The sequence below is a fragment of the Burkholderia sp. R-40 genome (assembly GCF_049942845.1).
Lineage (GTDB): Bacteria > Pseudomonadota > Gammaproteobacteria > Burkholderiales > Burkholderiaceae > Burkholderia > Burkholderia ambifaria.
In genome coordinates this window covers 1,023,089-1,045,148 of record NZ_CP187968.1, presented here as the reverse complement: position 1 = coordinate 1,045,148, position 22,060 = coordinate 1,023,089, and the positions used below count along the sequence as shown (strand labels likewise).

Here is a 22,060-nt window from a genome sequence, read left to right as displayed (position 1 = left end):
TTATGCGGTTCGTTCCTGATCCCGGAGACTAGCCGACATGCTGAAGAATCTCGATCCGCTGCTGCACGCCGACATCCTGCACGCGCTGCGCGCGATGGGCCACGGAGATGAAGTGGCGATCTGCGATGCGAATTTCCCGGCGGAATCCGTCGCCGAGCACACGGTGGTCGGCCGCGCGCTGCGCATCGACGGCGCCGATTCGGCGCGCGTCGCGCGCGCGGTGCTGTCCGTGCTGCCGCTCGACACGTTCGTCGACACGCCCGCGTGGCGGATGGAAGTCGTCGGCGATCCGGCCGCGGTGCCGCCGGTGCAGCGCGAGGTGCAGGCCGAGATCGATCGCGCGGAAGGGCGCGCGGTGCCGCTCGCGGGCATCGACCGTTTCGCGTTCTACGAGCGCGCGCAGCAGGCCTACGCGGTGATCGTCACCGGCGAGCTGCGCGGCTACGGCTGCTTTCTGTTCAAGAAAGGCGTGCTGCTGAGCGACGCGGCTTAGGGCCGGTTCCCTTTATTTGCGGCACGGGCGAACGCCGTTTTTCATAGCGCCGCCGTGCCTGCGCCCCCGCCGCAGTGTAAAGATTTGCTACAACCTTTTTCTTGGACAGCGCGGAAAGACCCTCTATGCTGGCCCATTTGCCGCGGGCCCCGCAGGGCCACGCGGCCCCGAACCGCATGGGTGTGCCTCATGCGGACGGCCGAATTGCATACGAGGAGAGAGGCATGACGCGTTCCGTCGATTCCGGCGTCATTTTTTTCGCGCGCCTGGCGCTGGCGGCGTTGTTCTTGTGGGGCGGCGCGATGAAGCTGCTCGGCTACAGCGATTTCATCGGCTATCTGCACGCGCTGAACGTGCCCTATCCGCAGGTGATGGGCCCGGTCGTCGTCACGATCGAAGCGCTCGGCGGCCTGCTGCTGATCGTCGGCTACAAGGTCAGGCCGCTCGCGTTGCTGCTGGCGTTCTACACGATCGCGACCGCGATGGTCGGACACAATTTCTGGGACGCGACCGACGCCGCGGTCCAGCACGACATGGTGATCCACTTCTGGAAGAACGTCGCGATCGCCGGCGGCTTCCTGCTGCTGTTCGTGACGGGCGCCGGCGGCGCGAGCATCGATGCGCTGCGCCGACCGAGTTCGTCGTATGGCGCGCTGCGCTGAGTCGACCTGATCCGGGCTGATTCGAGCTGATCCGGGCAACGCGCGCACGTCGTCGCACTGAAGCAAAACAGAAGGGCCGAATCCCGCACGCCGCGGGATTCGGCCCTTCGTTCATGGAGCCGGCGCGTGCGCGCCGACGTTCAGCGTGCGTCCTTCGGATCCGGCGCATCCTTCGAGAACTGCACGGCGATCGCGCCGAGCACGCAGATCGCCGCGACGTACACGACCGGCGCGAGCGGATTCGACTTCATCATCAGCGACACGATCACCGGCGTGAGGCCGCCGAAGATCGCATACGCGACGTTGTACGAGAACGAGATGCCCGAGAAGCGCACGACGGCCGGGAAGCTGCGGACCATCACGAATGGCACCGCGCCGATCGTGCCGACCGCGAAGCCGGCGATCCCGTAGTACAGCGGCAGCGTCGACGCGTCGGCCGCGACCTGCACGAACAGCAGGTAGTAGCACGCGGCCAGCACCAAGCCGCCGATGCCGAGCACGCGCTTCGCGCCGATCCAGCCCGCGAGCGAGCCGGCAGTGATACAGCCGGCCGTCAGGCACAGCGTCGCGACGCTGTTCGCGAACAGCGTGGTCGCGGGCGTCAGGTGGAACTGCTTCTGCAGCAGCGCGGGCGTCATCAGGATCACGACGACGATCGCCGCTGACAGCATCCACGTGAGCAGCATCGACACGATTACCGCGCGGCCATGGTCGCGCAGCACGGCCTTCAGCGGAATCTCGGCCGCGAGCGCCTTCTTCGCCTTCATTTCGGCGAACACCGGCGTCTCGTGCAGCCAGCGGCGCAGGTACACGGAGAACAGGCCGAACACGCCGCCGAGCAGGAACGGAATGCGCCACGCGAACGCGGTGACTTCGGCGCCCGAGTAACGGCTGTTGATGCCGGCGGCGACCAGCGAGCCGAGCAGGATGCCGGCCGTGAGGCCCGCGGTCAGCGTGCCGCACGCATAGCCGATGTGGCGCGACGGCACGTGCTCCGACACGAACACCCATGCGCCCGGCACTTCGCCGCCGACCGCCGCGCCCTGCAGCACGCGGAACAGCAGCAGCAACACCGGGGCGAGGATGCCGACCGTGTCGTAAGTCGGCAGCAGGCCCATCAGCAGCGTCGGCACCGACATCATCAGCACGCTGAGCGTAAACATCCGCTTGCGGCCGAACAGGTCGCCGAAGTGCGCCATGATCACGCCGCCGAGCGGGCGCGCGAGATAGCCGGCCGCGAAGATGCCGAACGTCTGCAACTGGCGCAGCCAGTCGGGAATGTCGTGCGGGAAGAACAGCTGCCCGATCGCCGGCGCGAAGAACACGAAGATGATGAAGTCGTAGAACTCGAGGGCGCCGCCGAGTGCGGCAAGGCCAAGGGTTTTGTAGTCGCTGCGCGTGAGCGCGCGTTCGGCGGCGCGAGGCACGCCGCTCAATTCGGAAGCTTGCATGGTCAGGACGATCGGTTTTCGAATGTAGTTGTCGGTGCTGCGTCTCCAGGGCCCGCTATCGGCATGGACTGACAAGGCGCGGCTTGCATCGTCGAAGCGTGCCGGGTGCCGGATGGGGCACGAAACACGCGCCGTCGCACCGGGATGGGGCGCGACGCGGACGAGGCGTCAAAGCGGGTGGGGGGATTCTACAGGAGCGCGAAATGCGCGGGCACGGCGGTGCGCAGAGGCACGTTCCGGACTTCGTCGAGCCGAAACGCAAGCGGCGCGGCAGGCGCGGTGAACCGCTTGCCGCGCCGCGCGGGGCATGGGCCCCGCGATCAGTTGCCGGCGATCGTGTCGACCGGCTTGAACGCGCCGTGCTCGACCTTGTAGATCGTCACCGGCGCATCCTTCAGGTCGCCCTTCGCGTCGTACGCGATGCTCGGCGCCGACACGCCCTTGACCGACACCTTGCCGAGATACGGCGTATAGACCTTCGGGTCGGTCGAGTTCGCGTCCTTCATCGCGGTGAGCAGCGCGATCGTGCCGTCGTACGCGTAGGGCGAGTAGGTGATCACGTCTTCATTGAAGCGTGCCTTGTAGCGCGATGCGTAGCCGGCGAAGCCCGGCATCTTTTCCTTCGGCAGCCCGCCCATGTAGACGATCGCGCCTTCGGCCGCTTCGCCGCCGACCTTCAGGAACGTCGGCGAGCGCGACATCTCGCCGGTCACGAACGCCGACTTCATGCCGAGCTGGCGCATCTTGCGGATCATCGGCGAAGACTGCGCATCGCCGCCGCCGTAGAAGATCGCGTCGGGATTGACGCCCTTCAGATTGGTCAGGATCGCGGAGAAGTCGAGCGCCTTGTCGTTCGTGAAGTCGCGCTTGACGATCGTGCCGCCCGCGGCCTGCACGGCCTTCGCGAATTCGTCGGCGATGCCCTGGCCGTAGGCCGTGCGGTCGTCGATGATCGCGATGCGCTTGAAGTGCAGCGACTTCACCGCATAGGTGCCGACGATGCGGCCGGCCTGCGCGTCGCTCGTCAGCAACCGGTAGGTCGTCTTGTAGCCGCGCGCCGTGTATTGCGGCGACGTCGCCATCGAAATCTGCGGCAGCCCCGCGCGATCGTACAGGTCGGACGCCGGAATGCTCGTGCCCGAGTTGAAGTGGCCGATCACGCCGCGGACATTGTCGTCGATCAGCCGCTGCGCGACGGTCGTACCGGTGCGCGGATCGGCCTGGTCGTCCTGCGAGTCGAGCTGGAACGTGACGGGCTTGCCGCCGATCGTCGGGTGCGTCGCGTTGAAATCGGCGATCGCGAGTTGCACGCCCTTCTGCATGTCCGCGCCGTAGTTCGACTGCGGCCCCGTCAGCGGTGCGGCGAAACCGATCTTGACGACGTCGGCGGCGATGGCGTGTGCGCCCGACAGTGCGCAGGCAGCAGCCAGCGCGACGTGCGATACCTTCAGCTTCACTTTCACTTCCCCTTGATGGCGTGGTTGGGCCGCCGCCGGCCAGCGGGCCGGTGCGGTAAACCGGGCGAGACGTATCGGTTTGCACGCCTATGGGAGGGCGGTGCGGCTCGCCGTGCGCCGCGCGGGTTGTGCCGGAATCGGCGTGCGCGGCGGCGGCGGGATGTCGTCTCGTAACCGTTGAGCGAAGTCTAGGTAGCGAAAATGTGCGCGTCTTGCGCGTTCGGTGCGCGGCCGGCGACGATTTCGGCATATCGTCGATAACCCTGATATATGCCGAAATCGTCATGCGGAGTGCGCAAACGCGCCAAGACGCGACACGCCGGCATTTCTAGGATGGCGGGTCGGGCGTGTGTGATCGCGACGTCGGCGGAGTGCGCTGGATGTCGCTACCCGCGCCGGCCGACGCGAAATCGCCGCCGCCGGACATGCGAGCGGCGCAGTGGTTGTGTGCACAACCTCACGGCGTACGATGCGCGAACGTACGCGCTCGCTGAATCACCGCCGATCGGCGACGCATTGCGCGTCCCACCGCCCGGCGAGCCGCTCGCCTGCCCCCGATCGCCATGACGCGTTCGAGAGGGCACTCCTATAATCGACGCCATCAGCCACCCCCTTCGCAGATGCCGGGATGACGACCTTCCTTGCCGCACCGCCCATGAGCCTGTCCGATACGTTGCGCTACCAGCCCGACAACGCCGATCTCGGCGCGATGCTCGCGCATTTCCGCCTGCTCGAGCCGGTGTTCGACGCGCTGCCCGACGTCGCGTTCTTCGTGAAGGACGCGAACGGCCGCTACGCGCTCGTCAACCGCACGCTGGCCATGCGCTGCGGCTACAAGGACAAGCGCGACCTGCTCGGCAAGACGACCGACGAAGTGTTTCCGCGCCGCTTCGGCCGCACCTATTTCGAGCAGGACATGGCGACGATCAACGCCGGCCAGCAACTGATGGACCAGCTCGAGCTGCATCTGTATCCGGGCCGTCAGCCGGGCTGGTGCCTGACCTGCAAGGAGCCGCTGCGCGACGCGGCCGGCAAGGTGGTCGGCCTCGCCGGCATTTCGCGCGACCTGAAGGCGCAAGAGGGCTCGCATCCGGCGTACAGCAAGCTCGCCGACGTGGTCCAGCACATCCAGGATCACTACGTGCAGCCGCTGAACCTCAAGCAGCTCGCGCAGATGGCCGGGATGTCGGTCGCGCAGCTCGAGCGCTACTTCCACAAGGTGTTTCACCTGACGCCGCGCCAGGTGCTGCTGAAGACGCGCCTCGACGCGGCCACCGCGCTGCTCGTCACGCACGACAAGGTGACGGACGTGGCGGCGCTATGCGGTTATACGGATCACAGCGCGTTCACGCGCCAGTTCAAGGCGACGGTCGGCGTGACGCCGACCGAATACCGGCTGATGCTGCAGGATCGGGCGGGGTGAAGCGACGCGCCGGCCGGGCCGGCGGTTCGGGATGATCGGGGTGAGGCGGGAACGGTGAGCGGGGAAAGCGTCGGCTCAGCGGTAGCCGAGCCCTTTCAAGACGGCCGTGCCGTCTTCGGTCAGCCGGAAGCGCGGTGACGTGTCGGCGTCGAGCTTGATCATCTCGACGAGACCGGCTTCCTGCAGCGCGGGCAATTCGGGTTTGGCATTCGCGCCGATCGGCGCGTGCAGCAGCACGAGCAGCGTCGCGATTTCGTGATGGCTGAGCAAACGGCGCAGCATCGTCTTTTTCGCAGGGGGGGCGGGCTGGCGGCCCGCGGGTGCATCTACGGCGCTCATCGCTGTCCTCCTTTTTCGAGATATCCATCGGGTACTGGTTGCGGATGGTGCCGAGAAAGACTTAAGCGATTCTTAAAATTGCAGCCACCGCGCGGATGTTGCAGCGCGGCAAGCATTACCGGATGTAACTCGCGCCGGCCGGTCGTGCCGGATACGCAAGCGCCAACCTTGCCGGGCGGGCGCTGCGGCCAAATTCCCCACGATGGTGCGCCCGAGCGGCTGGCGCGACGCAGGCCCGTGTTTTTCCCTGCCGCGCCGACCCGGAACGAACTTCCCGTTGCTTCCTTATTTCCTGCGCTGGGCCTGCGCGGCGAGCCGCACGGCCGCGTTTGTCGCGCCGTAGCCGTCGTAGCCGCCGCGCCGCTCGACGATCTCGAGCGAGAAGCGGTTGTCGACCAGTTCCGTATACGCATGCAGGAATTCGCCGCCGTTTTCATCGCGGTCATACAGCAGATGGTGGGCGCTCAGCGTGTCGATCAGCTCGTCCGGCAGCGCGTAGCGCGCGGCGAGATCGTCGTAATAGTTCGGCGGAATGCGCAGGAACGGCACGCCGTCGGCTGCAAACGCGGCGACCGTCTTCACGATGTCGTCGGTCCGGAACGCGACGTGGTTCAGCCCCGTGCCGTGATAGCGGTCCAGCGATTCGGCGACGGCCGTATGGCGGTCGACCGACGCGTTCAGCGCGATCCGCACCGAGCCGTCCGCGCTGCGCACCGCACGGCTGCGCATCAGGCCGTACGGGTCGGGCACGAGCCAGCTGCGCTCGGCCTCGAAGCCGAATGCGGTCTTGAAGAACAGGATCCACGTATCGAGCGCGTCGGCCGGCAGCGCGAGGCAGACATGGTCGATGCCCGTCAGCGGGCCGACCTCGGTGGGGCCGTCGATGTCGGTCAGCACGAAATCCGATTCGTACAGCGTCGGCGCGTTCGGCGTCTCGTCGACGAAGTATTCGAGGCTGCCGTCCGGCGCCTGCACGCTCGGCAGCACGCGCTCATTCGGGCCGACGCGCCCGGAAAACGGCGCATAGCCGAAACCGGCCGCGCGTTCGAACGCCACCTTCGCATCGTCGACGCGAAACGCCGACGCACAGAGCGACAACCCATGCTGCTGGAAGAACGCATCGGCGAACGAGTCGCGCTCGGCGTTCAGCACGATCGATGCGGCGCCGTGCTGGAACAGCGTCACGTCCTTCGACCGATGGCGGCCCGCGAGCCGGAACCGCATCTTGCCGAGCCATGCGCCGACAGTGGCCGCCGCCTGCGCGTCGACCGCGAATTCGATGAACTGGAACCCGACGTGCGCGGGCGGCGCCGGCGGCGCGAACAGCGGCTGGTCGGCGGCCGGCGCGCGGCCGTCCTGCGCGAGCCGCGCGCGCGTCAGTTCTTCCAGATAGAGCAGCGAGCGGTGGCCGTCGGCGGCCGTGATCGCGGTCGGCGCGGCGCGGAAGCCGTCGTTGAAGATCTCGAGCGACAGCGGCCCCGTATAGCCGGACTCGATCACGCGAGCCGTGAAGCGCGCGAGGTCGAAGTCGCCCTGGCCGGGGAACGAGCGGAAGTGGCGGCTCCATTCGAGCACGTCCATCGCGAGCTTCGGCGCATCGGCGATCTGCACGAACGCGATCCGGTCGCCGGGGATGTCGGCGATCGCGTCCGGCGAATCGTCGAGCGACAGCGTATGGAAGCTGTCGAGCGCAAGGCCGAGGTGCGGGCTGTTCACCGCGTTCACGAGCTGCCACGCATGGCCGTACCGCTTCACGACGCGGCCCCACGCGAGCGCCTCGTACGCGGCGACCACGCCGGCCTGCCGCGCGGCTTCGGCGAGCGCGCCGAGCTGGTCGACCAGCAGCGCGTCGTCCGCGATCGTGTCGGGCGACACGTTGCTGCACACCAGGATGCGGTCGGTGCCGAGCGCGTGCATCACGTCGAACTTGCGCCGGATGCGGTCGAGATTGCGGGCGAGCTGGGCCGGGCTCACGCCCTCGAAGTCGCGAAACGGCTGGAACAGCACGATGTCGAGGCCGAGATCGGCGGCCATGCGCCGCACGTCGGCGGGCGATCCGTCGAAGTAGACGAGGTCGTTCTCGAAGATTTCGACACCGTCGAAGCCGGCGGCCTGGACGGCGGCGAGCTTCTCGGCGAGGGTGCCGGACAGTGACACGGTGGCGATCGAGCGCTGCATGGGGGAATCCTGCGGATGAGCGGGGTGGCGTCGGCCGATCGGACCCGAATGAACCAGTCGTTGAATTCACGACGGACGCCATATCCCGAATTTACTAGGGAAGTGAGAGGAATTATACAAACTAACTAGTTGGTACAAATTAGCGAAAACCCGAAAAGACAGCGCTTGCATGCCGGCGCACACTAGCGCCAACTTCCTGATGTCACGGGGCGCAGCGGGCAACGTTCCGCCCCCTTTTTTAAAGAGCAGAGATCGTCATGAGCAAGCACAAGGTGCTGGTACTGAACGGCCCGAACCTGAATCTCCTGGGCACCCGCGAGCCCCATATCTACGGCGCGGAAACCCTCGCCGATCTCGAACAGCGGTGCCGCACGGCGGCCGACGGGCTCGGGCTGGAGATCGACTTCCGCCAGTCGAACGCCGAGCACCAGCTGATCGACTGGCTGCATGCCGCGCGTCACGACACGCACGGCATCGTCATCAACCCGGCTGCCTATACGCACACGTCGGTCGCGCTGGCCGACGCGCTTTCCGCGATCGCGAAACCGGTGATCGAGGTGCATATCTCCAACGTGCATCGCCGCGAGGCGTTCCGTCACCACTCGTATGTGTCGGCGGTGGCCGAGGCCGTGATCTGCGGCTGCGGCACCGAAGGCTATGTATTCGCGCTGCAGCGCCTGTCGACCCTTTTTGCGCAGGGGGCCGCACGATGAGCCGCCCGTCTTTTCTGATCGGCCTGATCGGCCAGGGCATCGGCGGTTCGCTGTCGCCTGCGATGCATGAGGAAGAAGGATTCCGCCAGGGATTCGGCTACGTGTACCGGCGCATCGATCTCGACGCGCTCGGCCTGACCGCCGACGCGCTGCCGCAACTGCTCGAGGCCGCGCAGCGGATGGGCTTCAACGGGCTGAACATCACGCACCCGTGCAAGCAGCGCGTGATCGAGCACCTCGACGCGCTGTCGGACGACGCGCGCGCGCTCGGCGCGGTGAACACCGTGCTGTTCAAGGACGGCAAGCGGATCGGCCACAACACCGACTGGTCGGGTTTCGCGAAGTCGTTCCGCCGCGGGCTTCCCGACGCGTCGCTCGAGCGCGTCGTCCAGCTCGGTGCGGGCGGCGCGGGCGCGGCCGTCGCGCATGCGGCGCTGCAGATGGGCGCCGCCGAATTGACGATTTTCGACGTCGACGGCACGCGTGCCGACACGCTCGCGAGCGAACTGCAGCAGCGTTTCCCGGCCGCCCGGGTCACGCCGGGCAGCGATCTCGCGGCCGCGATGCGCGCCGCGACGGGCCTGATCCATGCCACGCCGACCGGCATGACCAAGCATCCGGGCCTGCCGCTGCCGGCCGAACTGCTCCACGCGGGAATGTGGGTGGCCGACATCGTGTATTTCCCGCTCGAAACCGAACTGATCCGAGCGGCGCGCGCGGCCGGCTGCGCGACGCTGCCGGGCGGCGGAATGGCCGTGTACCAGGCCGTCGATGCGTTCGAGATCTTCACCGGACGTACGCCGGACGACGAGCGGATGTTCGAACACTTTCAGTCGCTCGTCGCGCGCTGACCCTTCGATCCAAAAGAGAAACCAGGAGACAACCATGCAGCACACCACCCACACGAACGCCGCGCCAGCGCAGGCGGCCGGCACGGTCCGGCGGACATCGGCGCGCTACAAGATTCTCGCGCTGCTCGCGATCGGCACGATGATCAACTATCTCGACCGTACCGTGCTGGGGGTGGCTGCGCCGCAGCTCACCAAGGAGCTCGGCATCAACGCGGCGGTGATGGGCATCATGTTCTCCGCGTTCTCGTGGACGTACGTCGCGATGCAGGTGCCCGGCGGCCTGTTCCTCGACCGCTTTGGCAGCAAGGTCACCTATTACTGGTCGATGACGCTGTGGTCGCTGTGCACGTTCCTGCAGGGCTTCGTGCCGGGCATCGCGACGCTGCTCGCGTGCCGGCTCGGCCTCGGCGTGACGGAGGCGCCGTGCTTCCCGACCAACAGCCGCGTCGTCGCGACCTGGTTCCCGCAGAGCGAGCGCGCGATGGCGACCGGTACCTATACCGTTGGCGAATACATCGGCCTCGCGTTCTTCAGCCCGGTGCTGTTCGCGCTGATGGGCGCGTTCGGCTGGCGTTCGCTGTTCTGGGTCGTCGGCGCGGTCGGTATCGCGTTCGGCCTGATCTGGTGGAAGTTCTATCACGAGCCGCGTGATCATCCGGCCGCGAACTCGGAGGAACTCGCCTACATCGAGGCGGGCGGCGGGCTCGTGCACGCTGTGCGCAAGGGCGAGAAGGGCGCCAAGGGCGAGCAGAAGAAGTTCAGCTGGTCGATGGCCGGCAAGCTGCTGAAGAAGCGCCAGCTCGCGGGCATCTGCCTCGGCCAGTTCGCCGGCAACTCGACGCTCGTGTTCTTCCTGACCTGGTTCCCGACCTATCTCGCGACCGAGCGCCACATGGGCTGGCTGAAGATCGGCTTCTTCGCGGTGATGCCGTTCATCGCCGCGTCGGTCGGCGTGATGTTCGGCGGGATCTTCTCCGACTGGCTGCTGCGTCGCGGCAAGTCGGCGAACCTCGCGCGCAAGCTGCCGATCATCGCGGGCCTGCTGCTCGCGTCGACGATCATTCTCGCGAACTACGTGAAGAGCAACGAAGCCGTGATCGCGATCATGTCGATCGCCTTCTTCGCGCAGGGGATGGCCGCGCTCGGCTGGACGCTCGTGTCCGACATCGCGCCGGACGGCCTGCTCGGCGTGACGGGCGGCATCTTCAACTTCGCGGCGAACCTCGCGGGGATCGTCACGCCGCTCGTCGTCGGCTTCATCGTCGCGTCGACCGGTTCGTTCGTCGGCGCGCTGGTGTTCATCGGCGTGATCGCGCTGATCGGCGCACTGTCGTACATCTTCGTCGTCGGCGACATCAAGCGGATCGAATTGTAAGGACCGGCTCCACGCACGCTCCGTGCATTCGCCCGGCGACCTTGGGTCTCCGGGCGTTTTTATTTCTGCCGCCGGAGTGCGGCCGGCTCACGCATGCGCGCTCACGCGCGCTGCATGGCAATCCCGAGCGATTCGAGTGCCTGCGCGATCGCCGCGACCGCGCGGCGGATGTCGCCGGCATCGATCGCGCCGATGCAGCCGACGCGAAACGTCTCCACTTTCGTCAGCTTGCCCGGATACAGGATGAAGCCCGCGTCGCGCACCGCGTCGTAAAAGCGGCGGAAATCGTAGGCCGGATGGTCGGGCGCATGGAACGTGACGATCACGGGCGCCTGCACGCTGGCGTCGAGGAACGGCGCGAAGCCGAGCGCGCGCATCGATTCGACCAGCGTCCGGCAGTTCTCCGCATAGCGTGCGCCACGCGCGGGCTGGCCGCCTTCGGCGAGATACTGGTCGAGCGCCGCGCGCAGCGCGGCGATCACGTGGGTCGGCGGCGTGAAGCGCCACTGGCCCGTCTTGCGCAGGTACGCGTGCTGATCCTGGAGGTCGAGCGCGAGCGACGGCGAGTTGCCTTCGCATGCATCGAGCGCGTCGCGCCGCACGATCGCGAACCCCATCCCCGGCACGCCTTCCAGGCATTTGCCGCTCGCCGACACCAGCGCGTCGATCCCGCTGTCCGCCAGCGCGATCGGCAGCGCGCCGAACGAACTCATCGCGTCGACGATCAGCCGCTTGCCGTGCCGCCGGCAGATGGCCGCGATCGCGTCGAGCGGATTCAGGATGCCGGCACTCGTTTCCAGGTGCGCCAGCGCGACATGCGTGATGCGCGGCTCGCGCGCGAACGCGGCTTCCACCGCCGCGGGGTCGGCCGCTGCGTCCTCGCCGAACGGCAACGCGATCGCTTCGATGCCGAGCCGGCCGAGGATCTTCAGGATGCGCGCGCAATACGCGCCGTTGTCGGGCACCAGCACGACGCCGTCGCGCGGCACCAGCGTGCCGAGCGCGGCCTCGACCGAAAAGGTGCCGCTGCCTTGCATCGGCACGCACACGTACTCGTCGCCGCCGCGCGCGATCGCGACGAGGTCCGCGCAGACGCTGGCCGTCAACTGGTTGAAAGCGGCGTCCCAAGAGCCCCAGTCATGTTGCATTGCGTGGCGTGTTGTGGCGGACGTAGTGAGCGGGCCGGGCGTGAGCAGAATCGGATCGGGCATGGTTTTCTCCAGCAAAGGTCGGGCGAAACGTGGGGAGTGGCTTTTCTGAACGACTTGCATGATATTGGCAAAATGTGTCATTTTGTGGAAATTGTGGCGCGCGTCACGGCTTTGTCATCGAACGCTGTGATCCTTCGGTTGCCGCGCGACACCACCTGCAGCGCGGCAGCGAGGCCGGCCGGTTGTCGGTCTGCCCGACTGAAACGAGCCGGATCGTGCCCCGGCCGCTGGTGTTCCGCCTACGGAGAAGTGAGATGACACTGCAGAATTCCTCGCGCGCCGCTGCCGGCGCGTTCCGCAAGCTCGCGCTGGCTGCCGGCGTCGCCGGCCTGATGGGCGTCGCATTGCCCGCGCATGCGGCGAACGCGGTCGTGCTGTATACGGCGGACGGCCTCGAGAACCTCTATCGCGATGTGCTGCCGGCCTTCGAGAAGAAGGAAGGCGTCAAGGTCAACATCGTGACGGCGGGCAGCGGCGAGGTCGTCAACCGCGCGAACATCGAGAAGAACTCGCCGAAGGCGGACGTGATCGTCACGCTGCCGCCGTTCATTCAGCAAGCCGGCCAGATGGGCCTGCTGCAGCCGTACCAGAGCGTGAACTACAAGAACGTGCCGGCGATCGCGAAGGCGGAAGACGGTACGTGGGCGACGTTCGTGAACAACTACTTCTCGTTCGCGATCAACCCGGACGTCGTGAAGAACCAGCCGAAGACGTTCGCCGACCTGCTGTCGCCGAGCTATGCCGGCAAGGTGGCGTACTCGAACCCGGCGACCGCCGGCGACGGGATGGCCGTGCTGATCCTGACGACCTCGCTGATGGGCGAGGACAAGGCGTTCGACTACCTCGCGAAACTGTCGCAGAGCGTGAAGTTCCACACGAAGGGCACCGGCTACCTGAACGTGCTGCTGTCGCGCAACGAGATCAGCGTCGCGAACGGCGACCTGCAGATGGACCTCGACGACGCCGAGCACGGCGCGCTGTCCGTCAAGCCGATCTTCCTGGCCGCGAAGGACGGCGACCAGCCGACCACGTTCCAGCTGCCGTACGGCATCGGTCTGATCAAGAGCGGCCCGAATCAGGACGTCGGCAAGAAGCTGATCGACTACCTGATGTCGACGGAAGTGCAGTCGAAGGTGCCGGACATGTACGGCATCCCGGGCCGCACCGACGTTCCGCTGGCCGGCAAGAACGGCGAGGCGGTCAAGAAGGCGATCGCGGGCGTGAAGCTGATCCCGGTCGACTGGAGCCAGGTGATGGCGAAGAAGCCGGTGTGGATCGAGCGCTGGAAGAAGGACGTGATCGGCAGCTCGGGCAAGCAGCTCGACGTCGTCAAGCCGAAGTGATCGGCGCGCGCCGCCTGTATTAGTGAGCAAGAGGATGAACCTGGTGGAAACCACCCTGACCCATCCCGGCGCATTCGGCGCCGCCGAGCCGCAAGCGACGCTGCGGTCCGGCGCGCCGGGCGGCGTGCGGATCGAGCACCTGAGCGTGCGCTACGGCGCACGCACGGTGCTGGAAGATCTGTCGCTGTCGATCGGCGCCGGAGAATTTCTGACCGTGCTCGGCAAGAGCGGCTGCGGCAAGACCACGCTGCTGCGCTTCATCGCCGGGTTCGTGAAGGCCGACGGCCTGACCGGCACGCTGACCGTGGCCGGACGCGACCTGACCTACGCGCCGCCGCACAAGCGCAATCTCGGTCTGCTGTTCCAGAATTACGCGCTGTTCCCGCACCTGTCGGTGTTCGAGAACGTCGCATTCGGGCTGCGCGCCCGCGGCATGGCCTCGTCGGACGTGACGCGCCGCGTCGCCGACGCGCTGAAGCTCGTGCAGCTCGGCGATGCGGGCCATCATCTGCCCGCGCAACTGTCGGGCGGGATGCAGCAGCGCGTCGCACTCGCGCGTGCGCTCGTGATCGAACCGGACGTGCTGCTGCTCGACGAGCCGCTGTCGGCGCTCGACGCCAACCTGCGCGCATCGGTGCGCAGCGAACTGAAGGCGCTGCACGAGCGCCTGCCGAACCTGACCGTCGTTTGCGTGACGCACGACCGCGACGACGCGCTCGTGCTGTCCGACCGCGCCCTGCTGATGCGCGACGGCCACATCGCGCAGCTCGGCACGCCGCAGCAGCTGTACGACACGCCGCGGGACGGCTACGTCGCGCGCTATCTCGGCCCCGCCAACCTGCTGCCCCCGCACGTGATCTTTCCGCTCGGCGATCCGCGCCACGATGTGCGCGACAAGGTCGCCTGCGTGCGCCCCGAGCGCCTGACCGTGATGCCGCTCGCGGCGGGCGGCCTGCACGGCACGGTGTCGTCCGTCGAATGGCAGGGCGCGGACCTGTCGATCGCGGTCGTGATCGACGCGGCGCCCGACGAGCCCGTGCGCGTCACGATGCAACGCGGCCGCGGCGCGGCTCCCGAGCGCGGTGCGCGCGTTTCCCTGCATTGCGAGGCAGACGATGTCGTCCTTATCGAGCCCTGAAGCCGGCCTGCCGCCGCAGGCGCTCGCGTCGGCCGCCGCGCATGCCGCCGCCGCGCGGCGCCGCAAGCGCATGGGCGACCTGCATCTCGCCGCGCTCGCGCTCGTCGTGCTGGGCCCGCTCGTCATCTATCCGCTGGTGCGGCTCGTGCTGCTGAGCGTGTCCGGCGATCACGGGCTGAGCTTCGCCGCGTACCGGACGTTCTTCGGCAACCCCGATACGCGCGGCGTGCTGCTGACGAGCGTCGGCGTGCTGTTCGCGAGCGCCGGCACCGCGTCGGTGCTCGGCGTGCTGCTGGCCGCGCTGCTGTTCTTCAGGCCGTTCCCGGGCGCATCGCTCGTCACGCGCTTCCTGGAGCTGTACGTCGCGTTCCCGTCGTTCCTCGTCGCGTTCACGCTGATCTTTCTATATGGCTCGCAAGGCTCGATCAGCATCGCGCTGCAGCAGCTGTTCCATCTCGAGAGCCCGCCGCTCGACTTCCTGTTCGGCATCGGCGGCGTGATTCTCGCGCAGACTGTCTTCTATACGCCGTTCGTCGTGCGGCCGACGCTTGCGTCGTTCGCGACGCTCGACCTGCGCCTGATCGAGGCGGCGCGCAGTCTCGGCGCGTCCGGCTGGATGCTCGCGCGCCGCGTCGTGCTGCCGATCGCGTGGCCGGGCATCGCCGCCGGCACCGTGCTGTGTTTCCTGCTGACGCTGAACGAGTTCGGGATCCTGCTCGTGCTCGGCAGCGCGCGGCTCGTGACGCTGCCGGTCGCGATCTACAGCAGCGCGACCGTCGATCTCGACCTGCCGACCGCATCGGCCGGCGCGGTCGTGATGCTCGCGCTGTCGCTGGCGCTCTATGCGGTTTATCGCCGGGTGAACCGGCGTGTGACGGGAGGAAACGATGTCCGCTGAATTCCGTATCGGGGCAGCCGTGCCGCGCCACCAGATCGGCTGGGGCGACACGCTGCTCAAGCATGCGTCGCGCGCCGCGCTCGCGCTGGCCGCGTTCGCCTGCTTCTGGCTGTTCGTGCTGCCGGTCGTGGTCGTCGCGCTGTCGAGCGTGTCGACGCAGTGGTCGGGCACGATTCTGCCGGCCGGCTACAGCCTGCGCTGGTTCGAGCGGCTCGCGTCGCCGGAATACGACGCGCTGCTGACGAGCCTCGAAATCGGCTTCGGCGTGTCGGCGCTCGGCACGATCCTCGGGCTGTGGCTCGCGCTCGCGCTCGAAGGGCGCGACCGGCGCGGCCTCGGCGCGCTCGTCGACGCGCTCGTGATGGTGCCGAACGGTGTGCCGAGCGTCGTGCTCGGGCTCGCGGTGCTGATCGCGTATCACCAGAAGCCGCTCGACCTGTCGAGCTCCGCGGCGATCGTCGTGCTCGTGCAACTCGCGCTGATTCTGCCGTTCTGCTATCGCTGCGCGGCCGCCGCGCTGCGGCCGGAACTGACCGTGCTGCGCGAAGCGGCGGCGAGCCTCGGTGCGCCGCCCGCGATGGTGCTGCGCCGCGTGCTGCTGCCGCAGCTCGTGCCGGCGCTGCGTGCGAGCCTCGCGCTTGGCTTCGCGCTGTCGCTCGGCGAACTTGGCGCGACGCTGACCGTCTACCCGCCGGGTTTCGCGACCGTGCCGATCGTCGTGATCGGCCAGGTGGAGCGCGGCTACTACCTGCCGGCATCGGCGCTGTCGCTGTTGATGCTCGGGGCGTCGCTCGCGGCGCTGCTGCTGATCGCCGCGCGCGTGCCGCGCGGCACGCGGGCCGCATCATGAACGCCGCGTTCGCGTTGCGGCTGCCCGGCGAGCAAGCGGCCGCGGGCAAGGTGTCGACGGATCTCGCGGGTCGTTCCGTCGACGTGAACGGCCGGCGCTACCGGCTGCCGGTCGAACCGACTGTCGTGGTTTGCGTCGACGGCTGCGAGTACGACTATCTCGAGCGTGCGGTGGAGGCGGGCGTCGCGCCGTTCATCGGCCGGATGATCGCGGCAGGCACCGCGTGGCGCGCCGACTGCGTCGTGCCGACCTTCACCAACCCGAACAACCTGTCGATCGTCTGCGGCGTGCCGCCGTCGGTCCACGGGATCTGCGGCAACTACTTCTGGGATCCGGCCGCCGACGGCGGTCGCGGCGCCGAAGTGATGATGAACGACCCGGCCTACCTGCGGGCCGGCACGTTGCTCGCGGCGGCGGCCGACGCCGGCGCGCGGGTGGCCGTCGTCACGGCGAAGGACAAGCTGCGCCGGCTGCTCGGCTGGCAGATGAACGGCATCTGTTTTTCCGCGGAGAAGGCCGCGCAGGCGAATCTCGCGGAAAACGGGATCGCCGACGTGCTCGACTGGGTTGGCCTCCCATCGCCCGACGTTTATAGCGCGGCGCTGTCCGAATTCGTGTTCGCGGCCGGCGTGCGGCTCGCGCAGACGCGCCAGGTTGACCTGATGTACCTGTCGACCACCGACTACGTGCAGCACAAGTGCGAGCCGGGGAGTGCGGGCGCGAACGCGTTCTACGCAATGATGGACGGCTATCTCGCGCAGCTCGACGCGCTGGGCTGGGCGATCGGGCTCACGGCCGACCACGGGATGAACGCGAAGCACGATCCGGCAACGGGCCGCCCGAACGTCATCTATCTGCAGGACGCGTTCGACGGCTGGTTCGGTGTGCAGGCCGCACGCGTGATCCTGCCGATCACCGATCCGTACGTCGTGCACCACGGCGCACTCGGCTCGTTCGCGACCGTGTATCTGGCGTCGGGTGTCGACCGGACCGATGCGATGTGGCGCGTCGGCGGGCTCGACGGCGTCGAGCTCGTGCTCGACAACGCGGAAGCGGCCGCCCGCTTCGAACTGCCGGCCGACCGGATCGGCGATCTCGTCGTGATCGCGCGGCGCGACATGACGCTCGGCACGCGCGAGCGCGAACACGACCTGTCCGGCCTGACCGTGCCGCTGCGTTCGCATGGCGGCGTGTCCGAGCAGGAAGTGCCGTTGCTGTTCAACCGTCGGATCGAGCGGGACGACCCCGCACGTCGGCCGCGCAACTTCGACGTGTTCGATTTCGTGCTGAACCGGGTCGCGTCATGATGGCTCATCCCCGCCAGGACCACCCCGCGTTTCGCGCCGAGGCGCTGCGCTGGTGCGGCACGCGTGCGACGTGAAAGGATCTTCGCGATCGTGTGTTCGACGTCACCGATCCGTACACCGGCACGCGAGTCGGTACGGCGCCGCTGGCGAGCGTCGACGACGTGCGTGCCGCGTTCGACTACGCGATGGCATACCGGCCCGCGCTTACGCGTTACGAACGTTCGCAGATCCTCGAGCGTGCGGCCGCGCTGCTGCGCGAGCGTACCGAGGCGGCATCCGACCTGATCACGCTCGAATCGGGATTGTCGAAACGGGATTCCCGCTACGAGATCGGCCGCGTCGCCGACGTGCTGAAGTTCGCGTCGGTCGAGGCGTTGCGCGACGACGCGCAGAGCTTCTCGTGCGACCTGACACCCCACGGCAAGGCGCGACGCGTGTTCTCGCAGCGGCAGCCGCTCGACGGCGTGATCGTCGCGATCACGCCGTTCAATCACCCGATGAATCAGGTCGCGCACAAGATCGCGCCGGCGATCGCGACCAACAACCGCGTGATCGTGAAGCCGTCGGAGAAGGTGCCGCTGTCGGCGTTCTATCTGGCGGACCTGCTCTACGAGGCCGGCTTGCCCGAGCCGATGCTGCAGGTGCTGACGGGCGACCCGCGCGAGATCGCGGACGAACTCGTCACGCATCCGCATGCGTCGCTGATTACCTTCACGGGCGGCGTGTCGATCGGCAAGGCGATCGCCGCGCGGGCCGGCTACCGGCGCATCGTGCTGGAGCTGGGCGGCAACGATCCGCTGATCGTGCTCGACGACGCCGATCTGGAACGTGCGGCATCGCTGGCCGTGCTCGGTTCGTACCGGAATTCGGGGCAGCGCTGCACGGCCGTCAAGCGGATCCTGGTGCAGCGCTCGATCGCGCCGGCGTTCACCGAGCTGCTCGTCGAGAAGACGCGCGCCTGGAATTACGGCGATCCGTTCGATCCCGCGAACGAAATGGGCACGGTGATCGACGACGCGGCGGCGCAGTTGTGCGAGGAGCAGGTGAACGATGCGCTTGCGCGCGGGTGCGCGCCTGCTGACCGGCAACGTGCGGCGCGGTGCGCTGTATTCGCCGACCGTGCTCGACAACGTCGATCCGTCGATGACGATCGTGCGCGAGGAGACCTTCGGCCCCGTATCGCCCGTCATGACGTTCGACACGATCGACGATGCGATCCGGATGTGGAACAGCACGGAATATGCGTTGTCGTCATGGGTCTGCACGAACAGTACGACAGCGATCACGCGCTTCATGAAGGAGCTGAAGGTCGGCAGCGTGAATGTGCGCGAGGTGCCGGGCTATCGGATCGAGCTGTCGCCGTTCGGCGGCGTCAAGGATTCGGGGCTTGGCTATAAGGAAGGCGTTCAGGAAGCGATGAAGAGCTTCACGAACCTGAAGACGTTTTCGCTGCCTTGGGAGTAAGCGGATGGCACTGACGGTGGAAGAGATCCACGGGCTGTATCGCGAGCATGGCCATGTCGCCTATAGCGGCGAACCGGTCACGCAGCTCGAGCATGCGTTGCAAAGCGGCTTGCTGGCGGAGGAGGCGGGTGCCGACGACGCGCTGGTCGCGGCGGCATTCCTGCACGACCTCGGTCATTTGCTGAATCGCCAGGGCGAGACGCCGAGCGCACGCGGAATCGACGATCTTCATCAGTATTACGTGCTGCCGTTCCTGCGGCCGCTGTTCAACGATGCGGTGCTGGAGCCGATCCGGCTGCACGTCGACGCGAAGCGTTGCCTGTGCCGGACGGACGCCGGCTACCTCGAGAGCCTGTCGCCGGATTCGGTGCGCAGTCTCGCACTGCAGGGCGGCGTCTTCAGTGACGAGGAGACGGCGGCATTCCTGCAACACCCGTTCGCGGAGGATGCGCTACGTCTGCGCCGCTGGGACGATACGGCGAAGGAAGAGGGCAAGGTGACGCCCAACCTCGATCACTATATGGAGATAGTGGCGCGCCAGGTGCGTGTGGCCTGACGGCCCGGGTGCGTCCATATAAGGAAGGCCCCGCGCGCGGTAGCGTGCGGGGCCTTATATTTTTTTCGAGAAACCCCTTGCGCGGTTCGAGGAGGGTGCCTACAATCACGCCTCTTTCGCGCTAACGGAAACGCAGCGCGGGAGGGAAGGGAAGCGGTGCTGACGCGGGTTGCTGTAGGAACCCCGGCGCACACGAAGTTGAACCCCTCGCCGTCGCAACGAAGCAGTTCAAAAAGTTGTTGACGAGCGAAGAAAGACGGTTCATAATCTCGCTTCTCTGCTGCTGAAAACGCAGCGCTGCTGAGAAACAGAAGGTTTCTCGCAGAAATGCTCTTTAAAAATTAACAGCCGATAAGTGTGGGCGCTTGATGGAAGCGAGCTGATCCTCGGATCAGATAGCGAAAGTATCAAGAGTCTCACACTAAAGTAAGTCAGGTTTATGAAGTGATTCATATTCCTGTCAGCTTTGAGTGAGCGACCGGTTCTTAACCGAACCGAAAACAGTAACAGGTTTAAACTGAAGAGTTTGATCCTGGCTCAGATTGAACGCTGGCGGCATGCCTTACACATGCAAGTCGAACGGCAGCACGGGTGCTTGCACCTGGTGGCGAGTGGCGAACGGGTGAGTAATACATCGGAACATGTCCTGTAGTGGGGGATAGCCCGGCGAAAGCCGGATTAATACCGCATACGATCTACGGATGAAAGCGGGGGACCTTCGGGCCTCGCGCTATAGGGTTGGCCGATGGCTGATTAGCTAGTTGGTGGGGTAAAGGCCTACCAAGGCGACGATCAGTAGCTGGTCTGAGAGGACGACCAGCCACACTGGGACTGAGACACGGCCCAGACTCCTACGGGAGGCAGCAGTGGGGAATTTTGGACAATGGGCGAAAGCCTGATCCAGCAATGCCGCGTGTGTGAAGAAGGCCTTCGGGTTGTAAAGCACTTTTGTCCGGAAAGAAATCCTTGGTTCTAATATAGCCGGGGGATGACGGTACCGGAAGAATAAGCACCGGCTAACTACGTGCCAGCAGCCGCGGTAATACGTAGGGTGCGAGCGTTAATCGGAATTACTGGGCGTAAAGCGTGCGCAGGCGGTTTGCTAAGACCGATGTGAAATCCCCGGGCTCAACCTGGGAACTGCATTGGTGACTGGCAGGCTAGAGTATGGCAGAGGGGGGTAGAATTCCACGTGTAGCAGTGAAATGCGTAGAGATGTGGAGGAATACCGATGGCGAAGGCAGCCCCCTGGGCCAATACTGACGCTCATGCACGAAAGCGTGGGGAGCAAACAGGATTAGATACCCTGGTAGTCCACGCCCTAAACGATGTCAACTAGTTGTTGGGGATTCATTTCCTTAGTAACGTAGCTAACGCGTGAAGTTGACCGCCTGGGGAGTACGGTCGCAAGATTAAAACTCAAAGGAATTGACGGGGACCCGCACAAGCGGTGGATGATGTGGATTAATTCGATGCAACGCGAAAAACCTTACCTACCCTTGACATGGTCGGAATCCTGCTGAGAGGTGGGAGTGCTCGAAAGAGAACCGGCGCACAGGTGCTGCATGGCTGTCGTCAGCTCGTGTCGTGAGATGTTGGGTTAAGTCCCGCAACGAGCGCAACCCTTGTCCTTAGTTGCTACGCAAGAGCACTCTAAGGAGACTGCCGGTGACAAACCGGAGGAAGGTGGGGATGACGTCAAGTCCTCATGGCCCTTATGGGTAGGGCTTCACACGTCATACAATGGTCGGAACAGAGGGTTGCCAACCCGCGAGGGGGAGCTAATCCCAGAAAACCGATCGTAGTCCGGATTGCACTCTGCAACTCGAGTGCATGAAGCTGGAATCGCTAGTAATCGCGGATCAGCATGCCGCGGTGAATACGTTCCCGGGTCTTGTACACACCGCCCGTCACACCATGGGAGTGGGTTTTACCAGAAGTGGCTAGTCTAACCGCAAGGAGGACGGTCACCACGGTAGGATTCATGACTGGGGTGAAGTCGTAACAAGGTAGCCGTATCGGAAGGTGCGGCTGGATCACCTCCTTTCCAGAGCTTCTCGCAAAGTTGAGCGCTCACGCTTATCGGCTGTAAATTAAAGACAGACTCAGGGGTCTGTAGCTCAGTCGGTTAGAGCACCGTCTTGATAAGGCGGGGGTCGTTGGTTCGAATCCAACCAGACCCACCATTGTCTGACGGTAGGTACATCCTGAGGTCATCTGTACATGGGGGCATAGCTCAGCTGGGAGAGCACCTGCTTTGCAAGCAGGGGGTCGTCGGTTCGATCCCGTCTGCCTCCACCAATCACCAACGCTAAGGGCTTGGTTCAGACACTGAACCGAGAATTTTGCAT

17 protein-coding genes, 2 tRNA genes, 1 rRNA gene and 1 pseudogene are annotated in these 22,060 nt (G+C 66.1%); 16 read left to right on the top strand and 5 right to left on the bottom strand.

What is annotated here, in order from left to right; translation table 11 throughout:
• Positions 1-37 precede the first annotated feature (37 nt).
• Both ACP26O_RS21080 and ACP26O_RS21075 read left to right on the top strand, forming a co-directional pair.
• The gene (locus ACP26O_RS21080; RefSeq protein WP_006752322.1) at positions 38-493 is read left to right on the top strand and encodes an RbsD/FucU family protein; all 456 of its coding nucleotides are present in this window, start codon (positions 38-40) and stop codon (positions 491-493) included.
• Between the two features lie 224 nt (positions 494-717).
• Positions 718-1,155: a DoxX family protein gene (locus ACP26O_RS21075; protein WP_426356400.1), complete on the top strand. Its 438-nt coding sequence runs from the start codon at positions 718-720 to the stop codon at positions 1,153-1,155.
• A 140-nt stretch (positions 1,156-1,295) separates the two neighbouring features.
• Here ACP26O_RS21075 and ACP26O_RS21070 read toward each other — a convergent pair whose 3' ends face one another.
• Entirely contained in the window at positions 1,296-2,606 is a 1,311-nt protein-coding gene (locus ACP26O_RS21070) for an MFS transporter (protein ID WP_175666475.1), read from the bottom strand.
• Positions 2,607-2,926: 320 nt separating this feature from the next.
• On the bottom strand, positions 2,927-4,063 hold the full coding sequence (locus tag ACP26O_RS21065; protein ID WP_011659627.1) for a branched-chain amino acid ABC transporter substrate-binding protein: 1,137 nt from the start codon (positions 4,061-4,063) through the stop codon (positions 2,927-2,929).
• A 628-nt stretch (positions 4,064-4,691) separates the two neighbouring features.
• Between ACP26O_RS21065 and ACP26O_RS21060 the strand changes: the two genes are divergently transcribed.
• Positions 4,692-5,486, top strand: a complete 795-nt coding sequence (locus ACP26O_RS21060) for an AraC family transcriptional regulator (protein ID WP_006756355.1) — start codon at positions 4,692-4,694, stop codon at positions 5,484-5,486.
• 75 nt (positions 5,487-5,561) lie between these two features.
• Here ACP26O_RS21060 and ACP26O_RS21055 read toward each other — a convergent pair whose 3' ends face one another.
• Together ACP26O_RS21055 and ACP26O_RS21050 are read right to left on the bottom strand one after the other, a co-directional pair.
• A complete protein-coding gene (locus ACP26O_RS21055) occupies positions 5,562-5,825 on the bottom strand; it encodes a hypothetical protein (protein WP_011659625.1) in 264 nt (87 codons plus the stop codon).
• Positions 5,826-6,110: 285 nt separating this feature from the next.
• The gene (locus tag ACP26O_RS21050) at positions 6,111-8,003 is read right to left on the bottom strand and encodes a bifunctional sugar phosphate isomerase/epimerase/4-hydroxyphenylpyruvate dioxygenase family protein (RefSeq protein ID WP_175666476.1); all 1,893 of its coding nucleotides are present in this window, start codon (positions 8,001-8,003) and stop codon (positions 6,111-6,113) included.
• 257 nt (positions 8,004-8,260) lie between these two features.
• Between ACP26O_RS21050 and aroQ the strand changes: the two genes are divergently transcribed.
• From aroQ to ACP26O_RS21035, 3 genes are read left to right on the top strand one after another with little or no spacing between them, the layout of a single operon-like run.
• Complete coding sequence (aroQ, locus tag ACP26O_RS21045) at positions 8,261-8,716, top strand: type II 3-dehydroquinate dehydratase (protein WP_006756352.1); 456 nt, start codon at positions 8,261-8,263, stop codon at positions 8,714-8,716.
• Complete coding sequence (locus tag ACP26O_RS21040) at positions 8,713-9,567, top strand: shikimate dehydrogenase (protein ID WP_175666477.1); 855 nt, start codon at positions 8,713-8,715, stop codon at positions 9,565-9,567. The genes aroQ and ACP26O_RS21040 overlap by 4 nt, the downstream gene beginning before the upstream one ends.
• 34 nt (positions 9,568-9,601) lie before the next feature.
• Entirely contained in the window at positions 9,602-10,942 is a 1,341-nt protein-coding gene (locus tag ACP26O_RS21035) for an MFS transporter (protein WP_105830460.1), read from the top strand.
• A 101-nt stretch (positions 10,943-11,043) separates the two neighbouring features.
• Here the strand turns inward: ACP26O_RS21035 and ACP26O_RS21030 are convergent, their stop codons facing one another.
• Positions 11,044-12,153, bottom strand: coding sequence for a 2-aminoethylphosphonate--pyruvate transaminase (locus tag ACP26O_RS21030; RefSeq protein WP_175666478.1), 1,110 nt, complete (start codon positions 12,151-12,153; stop codon positions 11,044-11,046).
• A gap of 254 nt (positions 12,154-12,407) precedes the next feature.
• Between ACP26O_RS21030 and phnS the strand changes: the two genes are divergently transcribed.
• The 10 genes and pseudogenes from phnS to ACP26O_RS20980 all read left to right on the top strand — a co-directional run bounded on the left by phnS (position 12,408) and on the right by ACP26O_RS20980 (position 22,010).
• Positions 12,408-13,496, top strand: coding sequence for a 2-aminoethylphosphonate ABC transporter substrate-binding protein (gene phnS, locus ACP26O_RS21025; protein WP_006756348.1), 1,089 nt, complete (start codon positions 12,408-12,410; stop codon positions 13,494-13,496).
• A 34-nt stretch (positions 13,497-13,530) separates the two neighbouring features.
• A complete protein-coding gene (gene phnT, locus ACP26O_RS21020) occupies positions 13,531-14,634 on the top strand; it encodes a 2-aminoethylphosphonate ABC transport system ATP-binding subunit PhnT (RefSeq protein ID WP_175666479.1) in 1,104 nt (367 codons plus the stop codon).
• Positions 14,612-15,532 carry a 2-aminoethylphosphonate ABC transporter permease subunit gene (phnU, locus tag ACP26O_RS21015; RefSeq protein WP_175666480.1) on the top strand — a complete coding sequence of 307 codons (921 nt, stop codon included), beginning with the start codon at positions 14,612-14,614 and terminating at the stop codon, positions 15,530-15,532. The genes phnT and phnU overlap by 23 nt, the downstream gene beginning before the upstream one ends.
• On the top strand, positions 15,522-16,382 hold the full coding sequence (gene phnV, locus ACP26O_RS21010; protein ID WP_105830456.1) for a 2-aminoethylphosphonate ABC transport system, membrane component PhnV: 861 nt from the start codon (positions 15,522-15,524) through the stop codon (positions 16,380-16,382). The genes phnU and phnV overlap by 11 nt, the downstream gene beginning before the upstream one ends.
• Complete coding sequence (gene phnA, locus ACP26O_RS21005) at positions 16,379-17,689, top strand: phosphonoacetate hydrolase (RefSeq protein ID WP_175666481.1); 1,311 nt, start codon at positions 16,379-16,381, stop codon at positions 17,687-17,689. Before phnV ends, phnA begins: the two co-directional genes overlap by 4 nt.
• A pseudogene (gene phnY, locus ACP26O_RS21000) lies at positions 17,686-19,153 on the top strand (phosphonoacetaldehyde dehydrogenase). The gene phnA and the pseudogene phnY overlap by 4 nt, the downstream one beginning before the upstream one ends.
• A 4-nt stretch (positions 19,154-19,157) precedes the next feature.
• Positions 19,158-19,709, top strand: coding sequence for a phosphonate degradation HD-domain oxygenase (locus tag ACP26O_RS20995; protein WP_175666483.1), 552 nt, complete (start codon positions 19,158-19,160; stop codon positions 19,707-19,709).
• 514 nt (positions 19,710-20,223) lie between these two features.
• Positions 20,224-21,756, top strand: a 16S ribosomal RNA gene (locus ACP26O_RS20990).
• A gap of 62 nt (positions 21,757-21,818) precedes the next feature.
• Positions 21,819-21,895: transfer RNA gene (locus ACP26O_RS20985), tRNA-Ile, on the top strand.
• Between the two features lie 39 nt (positions 21,896-21,934).
• Positions 21,935-22,010 (top strand) — tRNA-Ala (locus ACP26O_RS20980).
• Positions 22,011-22,060 lie beyond the last annotated feature (50 nt).